The following is a 20,011-nucleotide window of genomic DNA, read 5'->3' as shown; positions in this document are numbered from 1 at the left end:
GTAAACACCAACCCGGAGCCTGTGCGCTTCGGGCCTGACAGGGGTAAATACTTATGTTTCCAGATCGTTTTACTTTCTCCATCGCCGATTGGATCAATCGCTGGGTCGACGTGCTGGTCACCAACTATGGCGATATGTTCCGCAAGATCTCCGACACCTTGCTGTGGGCGGTGATCCACCTCGAAAGCCTGCTGCGCGCCACCCCATGGTGGGTGATGCTGGCCGTGGTCGGGTTACTGGCCTGGCACGCCACCCGCCGTTGGCTGCCGACGGTGGTGATCGTCGGCCTGTTGCTGCTGGTCGGTACCGCAGGGATGTGGGACAAGTTGATGCAAACCCTGGCGCTGGTGCTGGTCGCCACGCTGCTGGCGGTGATTATCGGCATTCCGCAAGGCATATTGGCAGCGCGTAGCGATCGCGTACGGGCCGTAATGATGCCGCTGATGGACGTGATGCAAACCATGCCGAGCTTCGTCTACCTGATCCCGGTGTTGATGCTGTTCGGGCTGGGCAAGGTGCCGGCAATTCTGGCGACGGTGATCTACGCCACGCCACCGCTGATCCGCCTGACCGATTTGGGTATCCGCCAGGTGGACAAAGAAGTGATGGAATCCGTCACTGCCTTTGGCGCCAACCGCTGGCAGAAACTGTTCGGCGTGCAGTTGCCGCTGGCGCTGCCAAGCATTATGGCCGGTATCAACCAGACCACCATGATGTCGCTGTCAATGGTGGTTGTGGCCTCGATGATCGGTGCTCGCGGGCTGGGCGAAGACGTGCTGGTGGGCATTCAGACACTGAACGTCGGTCTGGGCCTGGAGGCAGGTCTGGCGATCGTTATTCTCGCCGTAGTCATTGACCGTATCACCCAGGCTTATGGCCGCACCGCCATTGCGAGGTAACCCCGATGAACAAAATCGAAATCAAGAACGTCTACAAGATCTTCGGCCACAAAACGGCGGCGGCGCTGGCAATGAGCCAGCAGGGTAAAACCAAGCAGGAAGTTCAGGCCGCGACGGACTGCGTGATCGGCGTGCACGATCTGTCGATGTCGATCGAAGCCGGTGAGATCTTCGTGATTATGGGCCTGTCCGGATCGGGTAAATCCACCCTGGTGCGCCACTTCAACCGGCTTATCGATCCCACCAGCGGCCAGATCCTGGTGGATGGCGAAGATATCCTGCGCTACGACGAAAAGCAGCTTGAGCACTTCCGCCGTCACAAGATCAGCATGGTGTTCCAGAGCTTTGGCCTGCTGCCGCACAAGACGGTGCTGGACAACGTGGCCTACGGATTGAAAGTACGCGGTGAAACAAAAGAAGTGTATCAGGAGCGCGCACTGCATTGGATCAACACCGTCGGGCTAAAGGGCTATGAAAAATCCTACCCGCATCAACTCTCCGGCGGCATGCGTCAACGCGTCGGGCTGGCGCGTGCGCTGGCCACCGATACCGATATCATTTTGCTGGACGAAGCGTTCAGCGCGCTCGATCCGTTGATCCGCGCCGAAATGCAGGATCAACTGCTGGCGCTGCAAAAAGAGCTGCACAAGACGCTGGTGTTTATCACCCACGATCTGGACGAGGCCGTGCGCATCGGTAACCGGATCGCGATCCTCAAAGACGGCAAACTGATCCAGGTCGGTACGCCGCAGGAGATCCTTAACAACCCGGCCGATGAGTATGTTAACCGCTTCGTGCAACGCCGTCTGGCGCTGGATGAGAACGTACAGAAACCGCGCCCGATGATCGCGGCCCGTGCCTGAGGAGAGCAATATGCACTACCCTATTTCGGTCACCCTCGACAACCTGCCGTTGCGCTGGCAGGACGTGGTGGCGGTAGCCAGGTATCAGGCACCGCTCAACCTGTCAGACGCTGCCTGGGCGCGTATCGACAATGCGCAGGCCATCGTTCAGAAAATTGTCGCCAGTGAACAACGTGCCTATGGCGTCAATACCGGCCTGGGGGCGCTTTGCAATCAGGCGCTGCACGGCGAACAGCTGGCGCAACTGTCCCGCAACACGCTGATGAGTCACGCCTGCGGCGTAGGGGAACCGCTGAGCGATGAGCAGACCCGCGCCATTATCTGCTGCGCCATCGTCAACTATTGCCAGGGTAAGTCCGGTATTCAACGCCCGGTAGTAGAAGCGCTGCTGGCACTGCTTAACCGGGGGATTACCCCGCGGGTGCCGTCGCAAGGGTCGGTCGGCTATCTGACCCATATGGCACACGTCGGCGTCGCGCTGCTCGGTCTGGGCGAAGTCAGCTACCGTGGCCAACTCGTCACCGCAGCCCAGGCTTTGGCGGAGGAAGGTATTGTGCCGCCACAGTTGGGCGCCAAAGATGGTCTGTGCCTGGTCAACGGCACGCCGTGCATGACGGGATTGAGCTGCCTGGCGCTGGCCGATGCCTGGCGGTTGGCCCGCTGGGCGGACGTGCTCGCGGCGATGAGCTTTGAAGCGCTGGGTGGGCAGATCGCCGCCTTCGACAGCGAAATCCTGGCACTGAAACCGCACCCGGGTATGCAACGGGTCGGCAGTAATTTGCGGATGTTATTGAACGGCAGCGAGATGATTGCCGCCAGCAAGGGCATTCGTACCCAGGATGCGCTGAGCATCCGTTCAATCCCGCAGGTGCACGGTGCCTGCCGCGATCAAATTGCTCATGCAGAACGGCAGATTGAAATCGAGCTGAACGGCAATAGCGATAATCCCCTGCTGCTCGGCACGCCGGACAACTATAGAGTGATGTCACAGGCCAACCCACACGGCGAGTCTGTGGCCATGGCCGCCGATCTGCTGGCGATTGCCATCGCCGAACTGGGTGGTATCGCAGAACGGCGCATTGATCGGCTGATTAACCCACTGGTCAGTGGCTTACCGGCATTTCTGGTCAGCGAGCCCGGGGTGAACTCAGGCATGATGATCGCTCAATACGTGGCGGCATCGCTGTGCGCGGAGAACCGCCAACTGGCACAGCCTTGCGTGGTGGATAATTATGTGACCTCGGCGCTGCAGGAAGATCACCTCAGCCTGGGCACCGGGGCGGCGCTAAGGCTGCATAAGGCGCTGGCCAACGTTAACCAGATCCTGGCGATTGAATACCTGCTGGCGGCACAGGCCTTTGAGTTCCTGCAGCAGCACCGTTTCGGCGACGGCACCCAACGTGCCTGGCAACGGCTGCGGCAAACAGTGGCCCCTTATCATCAGGACCGCTGGCTGGCACCGGATATCGCCAGCAGCGCCGCACTGTTACAGGATGAACAGGCGCTGGCGGAGATTGCCCCGACGCTGCTGTAATCCCCGCCCCTGCCTTCTGGGCGGGGGCATCGTGCTTAGCGCTGGGCCAAGGCCTGACGGATATCCGCCTGCAGATCGTCAGGATCTTCCAGTCCGGCAGACAGCCGCACCAAACCGTCGCTGATATGGTGGCGCTGCCGCTCCTCGGCGCTGTAGGCCGAGTGAGTCATACTGGCGGGGTGCTGGGCCAGAGACTCGCAATCCCCCAGGCTGACCGCACGCAGAATCAAGCCTAGTCCATTGAGGAAGCGGATCCCCGCCGCCATACCGCCTTTCAATTCAAAGGCCAGCATGCCGCCCGGTCGCGCCATTTGCCGCTGCGCCAATGCATACTGCGGGAAATTCTCCAGACCGGGATAATAAACCCTTTCCACCGCCGAATGCTGCGCCAGCATTTCCGCCAGACGTTGAGCGTTGTCGCAGTGGCGTTCCATACGCAACGGCAAGGTTTTCAGCCCACGCAGCAACAGTGCGGCATCCTGCGCCGACAGCACCGCCCCGTTCATGTCCTTCAGCCCGACCAAACGAATGTCCTGCGCCAGATCCTGACGCGTCACCGCCAGACCGGCCAGTAAATCACCGTGTCCGCCGATGTATTTGGTGGCGGAATGCACCACAATGTCCGCCCCCAACTCCAGCGGCCGTTGCAGGTATGGCGTGCAATAGGTGTTATCCACCAGCAGCAGCGCTCCCTGACGGTGGGCAATTTCGGCCACTTCGGCAATATCGACCAGGCGCATATTGGGGTTAGCCGGCGTTTCGCAATACACCAGCCGGGTACGCGGGCCTATCGCCGCCGCCAACCGCTCCGGCCGGGTCAGGTCAACGTGGGTGATTTTCACGCCGTAGCGCGCCAGCCCATGATGAAAATAGCTGAAAGTGCAGCCATAAATGGTTTCATCGACGATCAGCTCATCCCCTGGACTGAGCAGCGTCCAGCAGCAGGCGGTAATCGCGCCCATGCCGGAGGCAAAGGCCACCGCCGCCTCCCCGCCCTCCAGATCGGCAATTCGCTGTTCCAGCAGGTTGACCGTCGGATTGGCAATACGCGAATAAAAATAGCCTGGCTCAGTACCGGCAAAACAGGCACCGCCGTATTCCGCCGTCGGGAAGGTAAAGGTCGAACTCATAAACACCGGCGGGCAGAGCGCTCCCAGATATTGCTGGGGATCGTAGCCATGGTGGATCGCACGTGTGGCAAAACCGTGCCTAAATGTGACAGACATGACAACTCCTTTCCTGAGTGAGTGAAAGCAATTCCAATGATTTCGCTTAAACGTCCGGCGGTAACGCGCTGCTGCGTACCCGCTGGCCGATGATTTGCAGGGTGCGAAGTACCAGCATCAGACCCAGCAAGGTATCCGGCTGACGCAGCAAGGCATACAGCGAGCGAAAATTAGCGGACGACGGATCTGACTGCAGCTCGGTATGCGCCATCTTCAACGCCATTCCCCCTTCCCAGCCTGCCGCCACCAGGCCTTCAAACACGCCGGCCAACTTTTCCACCAGCGCGTTATCGGCGATATCCACCAGGTCCGACAGCAGTGACAATAAATCGACCACGTTATCGAGCCGCCCACCGGCCAGCAGTGGCTGCAGCTTGTCCAGCAAGGGTGCCAGGGATGCTTGTTCAGATGCGTTCATAAGCTCTCCGTTAAATCAGCCCGCGTACCGTTGCCCAATACAGCCCGCGATTAAAGCCGTTGCGCAGCATGCCGCCCACTTTGCTTGACGGCGTCGGCAGCACATCGTGGCGATAGTCGTAAACCAGCGGCATACCGGCCTGTAGCCCCATTTGAGCGATCGCCTGCACCTTGCCGTCATAGTGGCTGACGGTCTGTCCCAGTCGCAGTTCAGCCACGATATTGTCGGCGATCACCGGTGCCTGATTGTGGCAAGAGCCACCGGCCTTGCTGACCGGCAGATCCACCGTATCGCCGATGACATAAACCCCCTGTTGACCATAAACCTGTAATGTCTGGTGGTCGGTCGGCAGCCAGCCTTCGCCATTATTACCCTCGCTGAGGTCGGTATTGCGCACCGCTTCTACGGCGCGGATCGGCGGCGTGGCCATCAGAATATCGAACGGCTGTTCTTCTCCCTCGGCGGAGTAAGCGACTTTCTGCTGCGCGTCCACCCGGCTGAGAGTAAAGCCACGCTGATGACGGATATCACGCGCTGCGAAGATACCGGGCAAGGCTTCGGCGGTCGGGCGTTGCAAAAACAGGCAGTTACGCAGCAGCTGCGAGACGCTGGGATAGGTATAAACAATTTCGATTGCCTTACGCACCCCGCGTCGACGCAGGTAATCATCGAGCATCAGCGTGGTTTCTATCGGGGCAATGCCGCACTGATGCGGCACGTTAGGCGTTTCGGGGAAGGAGACGGTAATAAAGATTCGGCCTTTCTCAATCGTTGTCAGCTTTTGCGCCAGCTGTCGGGCGGCCTGATATTGATAGAAATGATCGCCCGCCTGCGCCAGCCCGTCGATACGATCCGGCCAGGGCACACAGCCGGTGGCAAACACCAGAAAATCATAGGAGTAATGTTTACCACTTTGACAGTGAATGACCCTTTGGGATAAATCAAAACGCTCGGCTTTATCGACAATAAATTTTATTTCCGGGCGCAGCAGACTTTGTTGAGAGCGGGTCAACTCCTGCTTAAAAAAAGCGTTGAAGGCTATGTACATAAAAGCGGGTTTATAATAATGAACCGGAGAGTCCGAAAGCATTAATAACTCAACTTTATTATTCAATATCTCCCGGTGTAATTTCGCCGCCAGTAAATTGGCCAATATAGTCCCGCCAGTGCCACCACCGACAATCACAATCCTGTTTCGCATCAAACCCTCGCCCAGCCGGCCTGCGGGTCGGCAGCCATGTTATGGGAAACGAACTGAGGCAGGACGACGGAGGATAAACACTCTGCCCTACTGGCAGTCTAGTAACTAAAAGATATAAAGCAATTTAAAAAGGAATTTATGAATAGGAATTTTATTATTATAATTAAATTATAGGCTTAAAAACCACAAAAAATAAATTAATAACTCACTAATAAATAACACACTATAACTGACTGTAATTATAGTTAAGTGAATAACACCTATAAAAAAACCCGCCGCAGCGGGTTTTTATTTAACAACGAATCAAACCGTTATTACTGACCTTTAACTTCTTTCAGGCCATTGAAAGGTGCGCGTGAACCCAGCGCTTCTTCGATACGGATCAGTTGGTTGTATTTGGCAACGCGGTCAGAACGGCTCATGGAACCGGTTTTGATCTGGCCAGCCGCAGTACCTACCGCGAGGTCTGCGATAGTTGCGTCTTCGGTTTCACCTGAACGGTGAGAGATCACCGCGGTGTAGCCTGCGTCTTTCGCCATCTTGATAGCAGCCAGAGTTTCGGTCAGAGAACCGATCTGGTTGAATTTGATCAGGATGGAGTTAGCGATGCCTTTCTCGATGCCTTCTTTCAGGATCTTGGTGTTGGTAACGAACAGGTCGTCGCCCACCAGCTGGATTTTGTCGCCCAGCACTTTGGTCTGGTATGCGAAACCATCCCAGTCAGATTCGTCCAGGCCATCTTCGATGGACACGATTGGGTACTGTTTGGTCAGGTCTTCCAGGAAGTGAGTGAACTCTTCGGAAGTGAAGGCTTTGTTGCCTTCGCCGGCCAGTACGTATTTACCGTCTTTGTAGAACTCGGAAGCCGCACAGTCCATTGCCAGGGTCACGTCTTTGCCCAGCTCGTAGCCTGCTGCTTTTACCGCTTCAGCGATAACCGCCAGCGCTTCAGCGTTGGAACCCAGGTTTGGTGCGTAGCCGCCTTCGTCACCGACAGCCGTGTTCAGGCCTTTGGCCTTCAGCACTTTGGCCAGGTGATGGAAAACTTCAGAACCGATGCGAACGGCTTCTTTCAGGGATTTAGCGCCAACCGGCTGAATCATAAATTCCTGAATATCGACGTTGTTGTCAGCGTGCTCGCCGCCGTTGATGATGTTCATCATAGGCAGTGGCATAGAGAATTTGCCTGGGGTGCCGTTCAGCTCAGCGATGTGCTCATACAGCGGCATACCTTTGGAAGCCGCAGCCGCTTTGGCAGCAGCCAGAGAAACCGCCAGAATGGCGTTAGCGCCGAACTGGGATTTGTTTTCGGTGCCGTCCAGGTCGATCATGATCTTGTCGATGTTAGCCTGGTCTTTGGCATCTTTACCCAGTACTGCCTGAGCAATCGGGCCATTTACTGCAGCAACGGCTTTCAGTACGCCTTTACCCAGGAAACGAGACTTGTCACCGTCACGCAGTTCCAGTGCTTCACGGGAACCGGTAGAAGCACCTGACGGCGCAGCAGCCAGACCTACGAAACCGCCTTCCAGATGCACTTCGGCTTCAACAGTCGGGTTACCGCGGGAGTCGATGATTTCACGACCGATGACTTTAACGATTTTGGACATTAGGTTTTCCTCAGTACAAGTTAAACTAAAACTCCAGACAAACAGCGCGCGGTTCTCACCGCGCGCCGCCTACCAAATATTTTATTTCACCTGGCGCTTCTGATACTCACCAGCGGCCTTCACAAAGCCGGCGAACAACGGATGACCATCACGCGGCGTCGAAGTAAATTCCGGGTGGAACTGACATGCTACAAACCACGGGTGATTCGGCAGTTCGATAATCTCAACCAGCTTGTTGTCTGCGGAACGGCCGGCAACCAACAGCCCGGCGGCTTCGATCTGCTTCAACAGCATGTTGTTAACTTCATAACGGTGACGATGACGTTCAACAATGGTCGGTTCGCCGTACATCTGACGCACCAGGCTATTGTCGGTCAGGTGGCATTGCTGGCCACCGACACGCATCGTGCCACCCAAATCGCTTTCTTCAGTACGCACTTCGACGTTGCCGTCTTCGTCGCGCCACTCGGTGATCAACGCCACCACCGGGTACTTACAGTCTGGCACAAACTCGGTAGAGTTGGCGTTCTCCATACCCACCACGTTGCGGGCGAACTCCATCAGTGCCACCTGCATCCCCAGGCAGATGCCCAGGTAAGGGATGTTATTTTCACGCGCGTAACGCGCGGTCATCACTTTGCCTTCCACACCACGGTAACCGAAGCCGCCTGGGATCAGGATAGCATCCAGACCTTTCAGCACTTCTACACCGCGGGTTTCCACATCCTGCGAGTCGATCAGCTTGATGTTCACGGTCAGACGATTTTTCAGGCCGCCGTGTTTCAAAGCTTCAATTACCGACTTATAGGCATCCGGCAGTTCGACATATTTGCCGACCATACCGATGGTCACTTCGCCGCCCGGATTGGCTTCTTCGTAAATCACCTGCTCCCATTCGGCCAGGTTGGCTTCCGGCGCATTGAGGCTGAATCGTTTACAAATATAATCATCAAGCCCCTGAGATTTCAAGAGGCCTGGAATTTTATAAATAGAATCAACGTCTTTCAGGGAGATAACCGCTTTTTCCGGCACGTTACAGAAAAGTGCGATTTTTGCACGTTCGTTAGCAGGAACGGCGCGATCGGAACGGCAAATCAGCACATCAGGCTGAATACCGATGGAAAGCAGCTCTTTTACGGAATGCTGGGTAGGTTTGGTTTTCACTTCACCGGCAGCGGCCAGGTACGGCACCAGCGTCAGATGCATGTACAGGGTGTGCTCACGGCCCACTTCCACGGCCATCTGACGAATGGCTTCCAGGAACGGCAGCGATTCGATATCGCCCACGGTACCGCCAACTTCCACCAATACCACGTCGTGACCTTCGCCACCTTCGAGGATACGCTCTTTGATCGCGTTGGTGATGTGCGGAATAACCTGTACGGTTGCGCCCAGATAGTCGCCACGGCGTTCTTTACGCAGAACGTCGGAGTAGATACGACCGGTGGTGAAGTTGTTGCGACGCGACATTTTGGTACGGATGTAGCGCTCGTAGTGACCCAAATCCAGATCGGTTTCTGCGCCGTCTTCGGTGACGAAAACTTCCCCATGCTGAATCGGGCTCATGGTGCCCGGATCCACGTTGATGTACGGGTCCAGTTTCATGATGGTAACGTTGAGGCCACGGGCTTCAAGAATAGCCGCCAGAGAGGCTGCGGCAATGCCTTTACCCAGAGAGGATACGACCCCGCCGGTCACAAAAATATAATTAGTTGTCATGCTGAACCTGAGAGTTTAGGTTTAAAGACGATGGAAGAACCAAGACGGGAAAGTAGTATACCCGAACCTCTTCAGACCTACAAACGATCGTTTTACTGTCCATCATCTCTTTTCCCCTCGGGAGTTCATCCGGGTTTACTCTTTCGGCCCGCTAGAAACGCTCTTTTTAAAACAATGAGTTAGCACAGAAAAATTCAATTTACCGCCCTTTCGGGATAATAAAACGCCTTAGAATTCAGTTTGTTGGCGTTTTACTGTCGGCGGACCACAGTTCAGCAAACCATGACCCTGAGCTTAACCGTTTCAGCTTGCGTAAATCTTGTCGCCGATCAACATTGCGATAATCATAGGACAGCACTGCTGCTGATTAGTTTTCCTGGCGTTTAACCTGTTGCCACGCCTCTTCCATCTGCTCCAGCGTGGCTTCGCCCATCTGCAGCCCGCGCTGTTTGACAATTTCTTCCACCTGACGGAAACGGCGTTCGAACTTGCGATTGGCGGCCTGTAGCGCGTTTTCTGCCTTGTGGCCCAAATGACGCGATAAATTCACCGTGGCGAACAGCAAATCGCCGATTTCCTCTTCCAACTTCTGTTCGTCGACTACCGCCTGCCGCGCTTCATGCATCACTTCGTCAATCTCTTCGTACACCTTGTCCAGCACCGGCCCCAGGGTGTGCCAGTCAAAACCGACCGAGGCACAGCGTTTTTGGATTTTATGCGCCTTCATCAACGCCGGCAGCGCCTGCGGAATATCATCCAACGCCGAATGCAGCTCTTTCTCGGCGCGTTCACCGGCCTTCAGTTGCTCCCAGCGCGCCGCAACGGCCTCACTGTCTGCTGCATCGGCTTCGCCAAAGATATGCGGATGACGGCGTTCCAGCTTGTCGCTGATGGCATTGCACACCTCGTCGAAGTCAAACAGCCCCTGCTCCTGGCCCATCTGGGCGTAAAACACCACCTGGAACAGCAGGTCACCCAGTTCGTCACGAAGATCGCCGTAGTCCTGACGCTCTATGGCATCCAGCACCTCATAGGTTTCTTCCAGCGTGTAAGGGGCGATAGTGGCAAAGGTCTGCTTGCGGTCCCACGGGCAACCGGCCTGCGGATCGCGCAGCGTTCTCATGATATTCAGCAAGCGTTGTAACGGAGTCGATGAGGTCATGTTTAAATCTCTGAATATAGGCAAGATAATGATATTTAACGATCTGAAGAAGCGCCAAACCCAATAATCAAAGAATGCCATAAAGTACGCCAGAGATCCCATTCGGCTTAACGATCCCTGCGTTGGCCCGGTATTGCGCGCCCACGTTAAGCTATACTCCCCCCACTCTGTCTGTGACAGACAACGGTCGGCACCCGCCGGCCGTTTCTTTTTGAGGAGAATACCGTGATCAAATCACAACAGCACCGCAAACACCTCACCCGGGGCGAAGTCGGGCGTCTGCTGCTGCAAGCCGCCGCCGGCCGGGCGCCCGAGCGTGACACCTGCCTGATTTGGATGGGTTTTATTCATGGCTGTCGCGTCAGCGAACTCACCGGGTTGCGCCTCGCCGACCTCGACATGGACGACGGCTGCCTCTACATCAGCCGCCTTAAAAACGGCCTGTCCACCACCCACCCGCTGGAAGCCACCGAGAAACGCCTGTTGCAGCGCTGGCTGAAAAAACGCCAATCCTGCCGCAACCTGGACGACCAGGACTGGCTGTTTCTGTCACAAAAGGGCTATCGCCTGTCGCGCCAGCGTATCTTTCGTATGTTGCGTGAGTATGGCCGGCGGGCCGGGCTGGAGGTCGAGGCACACCCGCACATGCTGCGTCATGCCTGTGGCTATGCGCTGGCGGATAACGGTGCTGATACGCGGGTGATTCAGGATTATCTGGGGCATCGCAACATTCAGCACACGGTGCTGTATACCGCCGCCAATGCCGGGAGATTCAGGTACTTATGGGAGGAAAAAAGCCAAAAAAATGTAACACTTTGAGCCAAACTGACACATAAACTAAGAATTCCCCGAAAAGAAGTCAATACCGCCATCGTATTTTTTTTATCCATCGAATAAACATCACATTATCAGTAAGATATATCCCACGCCGTTAAAACGTTCCTTTCCTGATAAAAACCCAGTTTCGCCCAGCGCCCTGCATCTTTTTTATTCACCCCGTTCATTGGCCACTATTCACCCAGATAAACACATCATTAAAACACCGTCCCTGGTGTTATATCCTGACAATTCCCCTTTTTAGCCTGACGTTTAGAACAATATGTAAAATGTAACACTTTGGCTCAAAATGTTACCTTTTTTCCAACGGGAAACCTGCCGAGCCAAGCCAAAAGGAACAACCTTTTCAAAGGGTTAATGGATATCCATGTGTGGAACACAGATTGAAAGGAATTTATCAATGAAAAAAACATTATTAGCCACTTCCCTGTTCGCCTCCTCGCTGTTTGCCGCGACTGCCATGGCCGCCACCGTCCCCGGCGGCACGCTCAACTTTGTCGGCACCGTCGTTGACGCCGCCTGTGCGGTGAGCGCCGGACAGGGCGGCACCAACTCCACCGTGCAGATGGGCCAGGTTACCCTGCGTTCGATGGGCACCTCCACCACGACGGGAACAACCACCCCGGTCACCACCACCACCTATGTCGCCGGCACCCGTGCCAATGTCACCCAGCCGTTTAAAATCGTGCTGACCGCCTGTGACACCACCACGCAAAAGAATGCCGCCATCACCTTTAAAGGCACCGCGTCTGTCGGCAACACCAAGGTGCTGTCGGTCGGCACCGGCGCCGGCTCGGCGCAGGGTATCGGCCTGCAGATTTATGGCGCTAACGGCACGGCCATTGACCTGGGGGACGCTTCCCCCGTCATCGCGCTGAACGCAGGTGAGAACAGCCTGGACTTCTCCGCCGACTACATCACTACCAGCACCACGCCGAAGGCCGGCCAGGCGAATGCCACCGCCACCTTCACCGTCACCTATTCCTGAGTGTGATATCGCCCCCGCCGCCTGTCGGCGAGGGGCTTTTTCCGCAATGACAAGCAACACATCAACAGAGAGGACCTGCATGACAACCACAGGATGGTGCAAGCGGACAATGGGCAAAATGGTTATCGGCGGGCTATTGCTGGGCCTGCTCTCTTTTGGCGCACAGGCCGGCGGCGTGGCGCTGGGGGCCACCCGGGTGATTTACCCGGCGGACAACAAACAGGTCTCGCTGTCGATAGTCAACACCGACAGTCAGGCGGTCTACCTGCTGCAGTCCTGGCTGGAAGACGCGGACGGTAACAAGACGCAACACCTGCTGGTAACGCCACCGCTGGTGCTGATTAACCCGAATCAGGAAAACACCCTGCGCATTGTATCTACCGGCGCGCCGCTGCCCACCGACCGGGAAAGCCTGTTTTGGGTCAACGTGAAATCGGTGCCGTCGGTGGACAAAACCCAGCAGGAAAACGTCCTGCAACTGGCGATAGTCAACCGCATCAAACTGTTCTGGCGGCCAAAGGGGTTGGCGCTCAGGGTGGCAGACGCCCCCGCACAGCTGCGTTTTCGCTGGCAGGGCAAACAGTTGCACATCAGTAACCCCACGCCGTACTACCAGACCCTGGTCGACCTGCAGGCCGGCAGCGACACCCTGGCGAACGTCATGGTGCCGCCCCAGGGCAGCCTGCAGGTGGAGACCCGTGCGCCTTCCGGCAGCGAGGTGCGCTTCAGCACCCTGAATGACTACGGCGCCACCACCGCACCCCAGCGCGGCATTCTGCAGTAATACCTCAGGGTATCCGCGCGACAGCGCACGCATTTTTTGCCGGTGAGCCTCATCGGCGGCACAGGGAAGCCACAGACACACAGGGACGAGACCCATGACAAGACGCAAGAAGCGACATGCCTTGTTGACCGGTCTGCTGCTGACGGCAGGCACGACCCAGGCGGGGTACTATTTTGACCCGGCCTTTTTGAGCGAGGACCCGCAGACGGTGGCCGATTTATCGGCGTTTGAGCAGGGGCTGACGGCCCCGCCGGGCACCTACCGGGTGGACGTATTCCTCAATGGGCAGTTACAGGGCAACCGCCCCCTGCGGTTTATCGCCGGCAGCGACAAGACGCTGCAGGCCTGCCTGACGCGGGGCGAACTGGAAAAACTGGGGGTGCGGACCGCGGCATTTCCCGCCCTGAGCGCGCAACACCCCGACGCCTGCACCCCGCTGGCGCAGGTCATTCCGCAGGCCGACAGCCGGGCGGACATCAGCCGCCAGCGGCTGGACATCCGTCTCCCGCAGGCGGCGCTGCTGCGCGATGCGCGCGGCTACATTCCCCCCAGCCAGTGGGACAACGGCATTCCCGCCGCCCTGTTCAATTACAGCCTCAGCGGCGGCAACCAGCTCAACAGCGACGGGGGGGCAACAACAGCGGCAACTATTACGCCAACCTGCGCAGCGGCGTCAATCTGGGAGCCTGGCGCCTGCGCGACTACTCGGCGTGGAACTACAGCCAACAGCAGGGCACCCGCTGGAGCCACATCAGCACCACGCTCTCGCGGGCGGTGGTGGCATTACGCAGCGAGCTGACGGTGGGCGACGGTAACACCCCGTCCGATGTGTTCGACAGCCTGCCGTTTCGTGGCCTGCAGCTGGCCTCGGACGACGGCATGCTGCCGGACAGCCTGCGCGGCTTTGCCCCGGTGGTGCGGGGCATCGCCCAGAGCAATGCCCGGGTGAGCGTGCGCCAGAACGGCTATGAAATCTACCAGAGCTACGTGCCGCCGGGCGCCTTTGTGATTGATGACCTCTACCCCAGTTCGTCGAGCGGCGACCTGCTGGTGGTGGTGACCGAAGCCGACGGCAGTGAAAACCGCTACAGCGTGCCCTATTCCTCGGTGCCCCTGCTGCAACGTGAAGGGCGGCTGCGCTATGCCCTGACCGCCGGCAAGTTTCGCAGCAGCGGCGGCGACCAGCGTCAGGACAGCTTCAGCCAGTTGATGGGGCTGTGGGGCTTGCCTTACGGCATCACGCTGTACGGCGGCAGCCAGCTGGCGGCCAAATACCAGTCCGTCGCGCTGGGAGTGGGGAAAAACCTGGGCGACTGGGGCGCGCTGTCGTTTGACATCACCCAGGCCAACAGCACCCTGCAGGACGACAGCAAACGCCAGGGCCAGTCGCTGCGTTTCTTGTACGCCAAGGTACTCAATAACTGGGGCACCAACCTGCAACTGATGGGTTACCGCTATTCCACCGCCGGTTTTTTGACGCTGGACGAGGCGGCACAGTCCCTGAGCGGCTGGAATGCCGAGCAGCTCCATTACAACAAGCGCGGCAAATGGCAGGCCAACCTGTCACAGCAGGTCGGCAACGGTTCGCTGTTTATTACCGGCAGCCAGCAGAGTTACTGGCATACCGACCGCACCGACCGGCTGCTGCAAATGGGCTACAGCGGCAGCCTGCGGGACATCAGCTACAGCCTGGCCTGGAACTATAACCAGAGCCGCTGGGGCGCCGGGGCCGGGGAACAGCTGTTCTCGCTGAACCTGTCGCTGCCGCTCGGGCGCTGGCTGTCGGGCAACGGCAACAACCGCACCTGGGCCAACTACAGCGCCAACAGCGACCGGCACGGCCGGCTGCAGCAAAACGCCGGGGTCTCCGGCACCCTGCTGGCGGATAACAACCTGAGCTGGAATCTCCAGCAGGGCTACGCCAACCACGGCGGCGGGGGCAACGGTAATGCGTCGCTCAGCTACCAGGGCGGCTACGGCAATGGCACGCTGGGGTACAACTACAGCGGCAGTCGGCAACAGGTCAACTACGGCCTGAGCGGCGGCGTGGTGGTGCATGCCAACGGCGTGACGCTGAGCCAACCGTTGGGGGACACCAGCGTGCTGGTGAGCGCGCCGGGGGCGGCAGGCGTGCGGGTGGAAAACAGCACCGGGGTGCGCACCGACTGGCGGGGCTATGCGGTGGTGCCCTATGCCAGCAATTACCGGGAAAACCGGGTGGCGCTGGACACCAATACGCTGGGCGGCCATGTGGAGCTGGAAGAGACCGTGGCGCGGGTGGTGCCGACCAAGGGCGCACTGGTACGGGCGACGTTCAGGGCGCAGGTGGGCTACCGGGCGTTAATCACCCTGACGCGCCGGGGCGTGCCGCTGCCGTTTGGCGCCACGGTGAGTGCGGGCAGCGGTGCCGGTATCGTGGGTGACAATGGCCAGGTCTATCTGTCCGGCCTGCCGGCCGGCGGGCAACTGACGGCACAATGGGGCGCAGGCGATGCACGCTGCGTGGCCAACTATCAACTGGATGAACAGCAGGCCGCGCACACGGCGGTGAGCCTGCTGAAGGCGGAGTGTCTATGATATATGCAGCAAAACCAATTTATTACTTACCCTTGCTCGGCTATCTGGTAACCAGCGTAACAGCATTCGCTACCGTAGGGCAGGGAGAATGTTACCCGATTAATAACACCCCCTATCAGTATGAAACAACCTTTATTAAAAACGTGACCAATCCCGATGATAATCAAGGTGGAGTTAAACTGGATAACTTTTATAAATGGGATCTAGGCAAGAACTATCAAGGCTATTGTAAGCCCTCCACCCCTGCCGCAGGTTATACCTATTTTCGAGCAACCAGCAACCTTGCACATGGTGATATTATTGATGGAAAACAGTTTTTTAAAATAAATGAATATCTATCAGCGGCAGCGAGAATATATATTTGGGGGAAAGGCTATGTATCCTCTCCATTTAATGATGTAGTCAATAGCCTATATGAAACCATTTCCCCTGATGTAATTACTAATAATTGGAATTCAGGTGCAGAAGGTTGGTTGGACATATATATCACCAAACCATTTGTTACCTCCTTAACCATACCAAAAACTAAAATAGTGGCACTTTATGCCACCCGAACCCCAGGCAATTACGCCAATGTACCGATGTCAGAAGTGGCAATTTCCGGCTCGATCACCGTGCCCCAGGGTTGTGAAATCAATGCCGGGCAGGTGATCAGCATTGATTTTGGCACCATCAACAGCCGCAACTTTAGCACCAAAGGGGAAAAGCCCGACGCCGTGGCGCCGGTGGAGAAAAACATCACCTTCCGCTGCTTCGGGCTGACCGACACCGCCAAATTATCGCTGCGGGTGATGGGCCGGACCGACACGGACCTCCCCAGCGCCATCGCCAGCGACAAACCCGGTATTGGCGTGATGGTGGCCAACGCGCAGGGCAATGTATTGACCCCCAACAGCACCAAAGAGCCGCTGTCGCTCAACCTGCCGGATCCCGCCAACAACCGCAACGCCGAGGTAAAATTACAAGCCTGGCCGGTCAATACCAACGGCCTCCCGGCACCGAAAGGGGTATTTACCGCCACCGGCACCTTACAGGTGGACTTTGACTGATGAGCCAACAAACCAGCCTGATACAGCAACCCGAGACGCACAACGACCGCGCTTCGCTCAACGCACCGGTGACGGCGGTAATGCTACCGCCACCGCTGGCCGAGTTATTGACACCGAAAGAGCTGCATATCCTGCAGGCGGTATTGAACGGTCAGGATCTGACCACCCTTGCCTGGCGGCTGAACCGCAATATCCGCACCGTCAGCAACCACAAACAGCGTGCGATGGACAAACTGGGGTTGACCAGCAATGCCATGTTGTATGCGCTTGGGGCATTGCTTAGCCCACCGCTGCCGGAAGGTTGCGTCCAACGGATGCACTTGCTGACCCCGCGCGAACACCGGGTGTTGGCGGGATTATTGCAGGGAAAAACCGTGGGCGGCATTGCCCGCGAGCAGCATAAAAGCATCAAAACCATCAGCCTGCAAAAACAGCGGCTGATGGAGAAGCTGGCGTTGTGCAGCGGGGTGGATCTTTTCAGATTTGCACCGGATCGCGCGCGGGTGTTGTTGGCCAACTGGAGCGCGTGGCCGGATAAACCAGGACAACAGCAACCATCGGTGTGACAAAAGGCAATTAACTGCCGTGCAGTCGTTTGGCATCAATCACGTCCGGCAGTTGATTGAGCTTGGCCAATACCCGGCCCAGCACCTGCTGGTTGTAGATTTCAATGTCCATATCGATGGTCGCCAACTGCTTTTTGGTGTCGCTGCGGCTGGCCACGCCCAGCACGTTGACCTTTTCGTTGGCCAAAATGGTGGTGATGTCGCGCAGCAGACCGCTGCGATCGTTGGCCATCACGCGGACCACCAGCGAGTATCCGCTGGAATAGCTCTCGCCCCACACCGCGTCAACGATGCGTTCCGGCGCGTGTGACTGCAAATCCACCAGTTGGTCACAGTCTGCCCGGTGGATCGAAATGCCGCGGCCCTGGGTGATAAAGCCGATAATATCGTCACCCGGGATCGGCTGGCAGCAGCGGGCAATGTGGTGCATCAGGTTACCTACCCCTTCCACCACCACCCGGCCATTGTCCTTGCTGCGCGTTGCCGGCGGCGCTTTGTGCTGAACCAATTGGCGTAACGCTTCGCGATCCTGCTCCTCAGCACTCGGTTTGTTGAACTTGCCCTGCAGGAAGTTCACCATCTGATTCAGGCGAATGTCCCCGCCGCCAATCGCCGCCAGGATCTCATCCAGCGAATTCATGTTGTAACGCGGGATCAGCAGCTTCTCGGCCTCTTTCAGGCTGATGCCGAGGTGTTCCAGCTCGTTGTCCAGCATTTGGCGACCGGCCAGGATGTTCTTATCGCGATCCTGCTTGCGGAACCAGTTGTGGATTTTGGAGCGTCCGCGGCTGGTGGTGACATAGCCCAGGTTCGGGTTCAGCCAGTCGCGGCTTGGGTTCGGCTGCTTCTGGGTGATAATTTCAATCTGATCGCCCATCCGCAACTGATAGGTAAAGGGCACGATACGGCCGCCAATTTTGGCGCCGATGCAGCGGTGACCAACGTCACTGTGAATATGATAGGCAAAGTCGAGCGGCGTGGAGCCGGCCGGCAGATCCACCACGTCGCCTTTCGGGGTAAACACATAAACCCGATCGTCGAACACCTGGCTGCGAACCTCGTCGAGCATTTCGCCAGAGTCCGCCATCTCTTCCTGCCAGGCGATCAGTTTGCGCAGCCAGGCGATGCGTTCTTCATAGCCGGAACGTACCGTCGCAACCGCGCCCTCTTTGTATTTCCAGTGCGCGGCCACGCCCAGTTCGGCGTCTTCATGCATCTGGCGGGTACGGATCTGGATCTCGAGCGTTTTACCGCGTGGCCCCAGAACTACGGTGTGGATCGACTGGTAACCGTTGGGTTTCGGGTTGGCGACATAGTCATCGAACTCATCCGGCAGATGGCGGAAGTGGGTATGCACAATCCCCAGCGCCGCATAGCAGTCCTGCAAGCGCTCGACCACCACGCGCACCGCGCGCACGTCAAACAGCTCGTCAAACGCCAGCGCCTTCTTCTGCATCTTGCGCCAGATGCTGTAGATATGTTTTGGACGGCCGTAGATGTCGGCCTTAACGCCCTCGTCCCCCATCGCGCTACGCAGCGAGGCAACGAAATCATCAATAAACTGTTCGCGGTCGATGCGGCGCTCGTGCAGCAGCTTGGCGATGCGTTTGTATTCATCCGGGTGCAGATAACGGAAGCAGAAATCTTCCAGCTCCCATTTCAGTTGGCCGATACCGAGACGGTTGGCCAGTGGCGCATAAATATTCGAACACTCTTTGGCCGCCAGTACCCGTTCGTCTTCCGGCGCATCTTTCACTTCACGCAGGTGGGCGATACGCTCCGCCAGCTTGATCACCACGCAGCGGAAATCCTCCACCATCGCCAACAGCATGCGGCGCACGTTGTCGACCTGTTCGGAGGCCATCGAATCGTTTTGGGTGGCTTTCAGTTGGCGAATGGCGTCCATATCGCGTACGCCATGTACCAGGTAGGTGATGCCCTTGCCGAAGGCTTCGGTCAGGGTTTCTTCATCCACGATACCGGCATCCACCAACGGGAACAGCAGCGCAGCACGCATGCTGTCGTTGTCCATGCTCAGGGTGGAGAGGATTTCCACCATTTCCAGCCCGCGCCACAGTAACAGCGACGCGTTGGGATGGTTCTGAGTCTGTTGCTCACAGTAGCGCCAGGTTGCGGCTAATCGCTCACATGACTGCGGGTTAGGTAGCCCCAAGCTGGCAATCCACTCGTCGAGAGCAAATTCGCCAGCCGTGTTCAGATGTGCACTTCTTACCGCAACCATAACCTCTCCCTACTTTGCAGCGACCTCTGGCGCAAAACCGTTAATCAACAGCGCCATTGACTCAAGATGCCCCGTATGCGAAAACCGCTCCAACATCCACACACGCGCAAGACGATAAGAAGCCAGCGTAACTCAGCCTATTCTTATGTGCATTATATTGCCCATTCGCTCGCGGTGTGGCAACACCTCTATGCCAGCGGCGCGTCGCGCCAACGGCAGGACAGAAAGGCCCTGACCGCAGAACAGATCCAATACCCGATCATTGGGTTGAATAGCGAACCATTCAAGGGCCTGCCCCACCATTAACTGATTTAATAAGCTATTTATATGAATAAA

Annotated in this window: 15 protein-coding genes and 1 pseudogene; 9 read left to right on the top strand and 7 right to left on the bottom strand. The window is 57.3% G+C overall.

Translation table 11 applies throughout. From position 1 onward, the window contains the following. The first annotated feature begins 53 nt into the window (after window positions 1-53). Genes SERS4_RS0104520 through hutH form a run of 3 tightly spaced genes read left to right on the top strand, consistent with a single transcriptional unit; the run spans window position 54 to window position 3,296 of the window. On the top strand, window positions 54-899 hold the full coding sequence (locus SERS4_RS0104520) for a proline/glycine betaine ABC transporter permease (RefSeq protein WP_017891633.1): 846 nt from the start codon (window positions 54-56) through the stop codon (window positions 897-899). A gap of 5 nt (window positions 900-904) precedes the next feature. Continuing rightward, window positions 905-1,762, top strand: a complete 858-nt coding sequence (locus SERS4_RS25660) for a glycine betaine/L-proline ABC transporter ATP-binding protein (RefSeq protein WP_012005248.1) — start codon at window positions 905-907, stop codon at window positions 1,760-1,762. A gap of 10 nt (window positions 1,763-1,772) precedes the next feature. Further along, on the top strand, window positions 1,773-3,296 hold the full coding sequence (gene hutH / locus SERS4_RS0104510) for a histidine ammonia-lyase (RefSeq protein ID WP_017891632.1): 1,524 nt from the start codon (window positions 1,773-1,775) through the stop codon (window positions 3,294-3,296). A gap of 35 nt (window positions 3,297-3,331) precedes the next feature. Here the strand turns inward: hutH and SERS4_RS0104505 are convergent, their stop codons facing one another. The 6 genes from SERS4_RS0104505 to mazG form a co-directional block, all read right to left on the bottom strand. Next, window positions 3,332-4,522 carry a methionine gamma-lyase gene (locus tag SERS4_RS0104505; protein WP_017891631.1) on the bottom strand — a complete coding sequence of 397 codons (1,191 nt, stop codon included), beginning with the start codon at window positions 4,520-4,522 and terminating at the stop codon, window positions 3,332-3,334. A gap of 46 nt (window positions 4,523-4,568) precedes the next feature. Then, on the bottom strand, window positions 4,569-4,940 hold the full coding sequence (locus SERS4_RS0104500) for a hypothetical protein (protein ID WP_012005245.1): 372 nt from the start codon (window positions 4,938-4,940) through the stop codon (window positions 4,569-4,571). A gap of 10 nt (window positions 4,941-4,950) precedes the next feature. Then, window positions 4,951-6,141 carry an FAD/NAD(P)-binding oxidoreductase gene (locus tag SERS4_RS0104495; RefSeq protein WP_026142202.1) on the bottom strand — a complete coding sequence of 397 codons (1,191 nt, stop codon included), beginning with the start codon at window positions 6,139-6,141 and terminating at the stop codon, window positions 4,951-4,953. Between the two features lie 314 nt (window positions 6,142-6,455). Beyond that, entirely contained in the window at window positions 6,456-7,751 is a 1,296-nt protein-coding gene (gene eno / locus SERS4_RS0104490; protein WP_012005243.1) for a phosphopyruvate hydratase, read from the bottom strand. Window positions 7,752-7,832: 81 nt separating this feature from the next. Further along, on the bottom strand, window positions 7,833-9,470 hold the full coding sequence (pyrG, locus tag SERS4_RS0104485; protein ID WP_012005242.1) for a glutamine hydrolyzing CTP synthase: 1,638 nt from the start codon (window positions 9,468-9,470) through the stop codon (window positions 7,833-7,835). Window positions 9,471-9,837: 367 nt separating this feature from the next. Then, the gene (gene mazG / locus SERS4_RS0104480) at window positions 9,838-10,632 is read right to left on the bottom strand and encodes a nucleoside triphosphate pyrophosphohydrolase (RefSeq protein ID WP_017891629.1); all 795 of its coding nucleotides are present in this window, start codon (window positions 10,630-10,632) and stop codon (window positions 9,838-9,840) included. Between the two features lie 225 nt (window positions 10,633-10,857). Between mazG and SERS4_RS0104475 the strand changes: the two genes are divergently transcribed. The 6 genes and pseudogenes from SERS4_RS0104475 to SERS4_RS25655 all read left to right on the top strand — a co-directional run bounded on the left by SERS4_RS0104475 (window position 10,858) and on the right by SERS4_RS25655 (window position 17,433). Beyond that, a complete protein-coding gene (locus SERS4_RS0104475) occupies window positions 10,858-11,451 on the top strand; it encodes a tyrosine-type DNA invertase (protein ID WP_017891628.1) in 594 nt (197 codons plus the stop codon). Between the two features lie 418 nt (window positions 11,452-11,869). After that, a complete protein-coding gene (locus tag SERS4_RS0104470; protein WP_017891627.1) occupies window positions 11,870-12,457 on the top strand; it encodes a fimbrial protein in 588 nt (195 codons plus the stop codon). Between the two features lie 79 nt (window positions 12,458-12,536). Continuing rightward, the gene (locus tag SERS4_RS0104465) at window positions 12,537-13,241 is read left to right on the top strand and encodes a fimbria/pilus periplasmic chaperone (RefSeq protein WP_026142201.1); all 705 of its coding nucleotides are present in this window, start codon (window positions 12,537-12,539) and stop codon (window positions 13,239-13,241) included. 94 nt (window positions 13,242-13,335) lie between these two features. Next, window positions 13,336-15,818 (top strand): annotated as a pseudogene (locus SERS4_RS0104455) (fimbrial biogenesis usher protein). Further along, entirely contained in the window at window positions 15,815-16,867 is a 1,053-nt protein-coding gene (locus SERS4_RS0104450) for a fimbrial protein (RefSeq protein ID WP_017891624.1), read from the top strand. Before SERS4_RS0104455 ends, SERS4_RS0104450 begins: the two are co-directional and overlap by 4 nt. Further along, window positions 16,867-17,433, top strand: coding sequence for a helix-turn-helix transcriptional regulator (locus SERS4_RS25655; protein WP_017891623.1), 567 nt, complete (start codon window positions 16,867-16,869; stop codon window positions 17,431-17,433). The genes SERS4_RS0104450 and SERS4_RS25655 overlap by 1 nt, the downstream gene beginning before the upstream one ends. 10 nt (window positions 17,434-17,443) lie before the next feature. On the opposite strand, the gene relA is transcribed toward SERS4_RS25655, so the two are convergent. Continuing rightward, window positions 17,444-19,675, bottom strand: coding sequence for a GTP diphosphokinase (gene relA, locus SERS4_RS0104440; protein ID WP_017891622.1), 2,232 nt, complete (start codon window positions 19,673-19,675; stop codon window positions 17,444-17,446). Window positions 19,676-20,011: the final 336 nt, after the last annotated feature.

It is taken from the genome of Serratia sp. S4, from assembly GCF_000347995.1.
In the GTDB taxonomy this organism is placed as follows: Bacteria; Pseudomonadota; Gammaproteobacteria; order Enterobacterales; family Enterobacteriaceae; genus Serratia; species Serratia quinivorans.
This window is presented reverse-complemented; position numbering and strand designations above follow the sequence as displayed.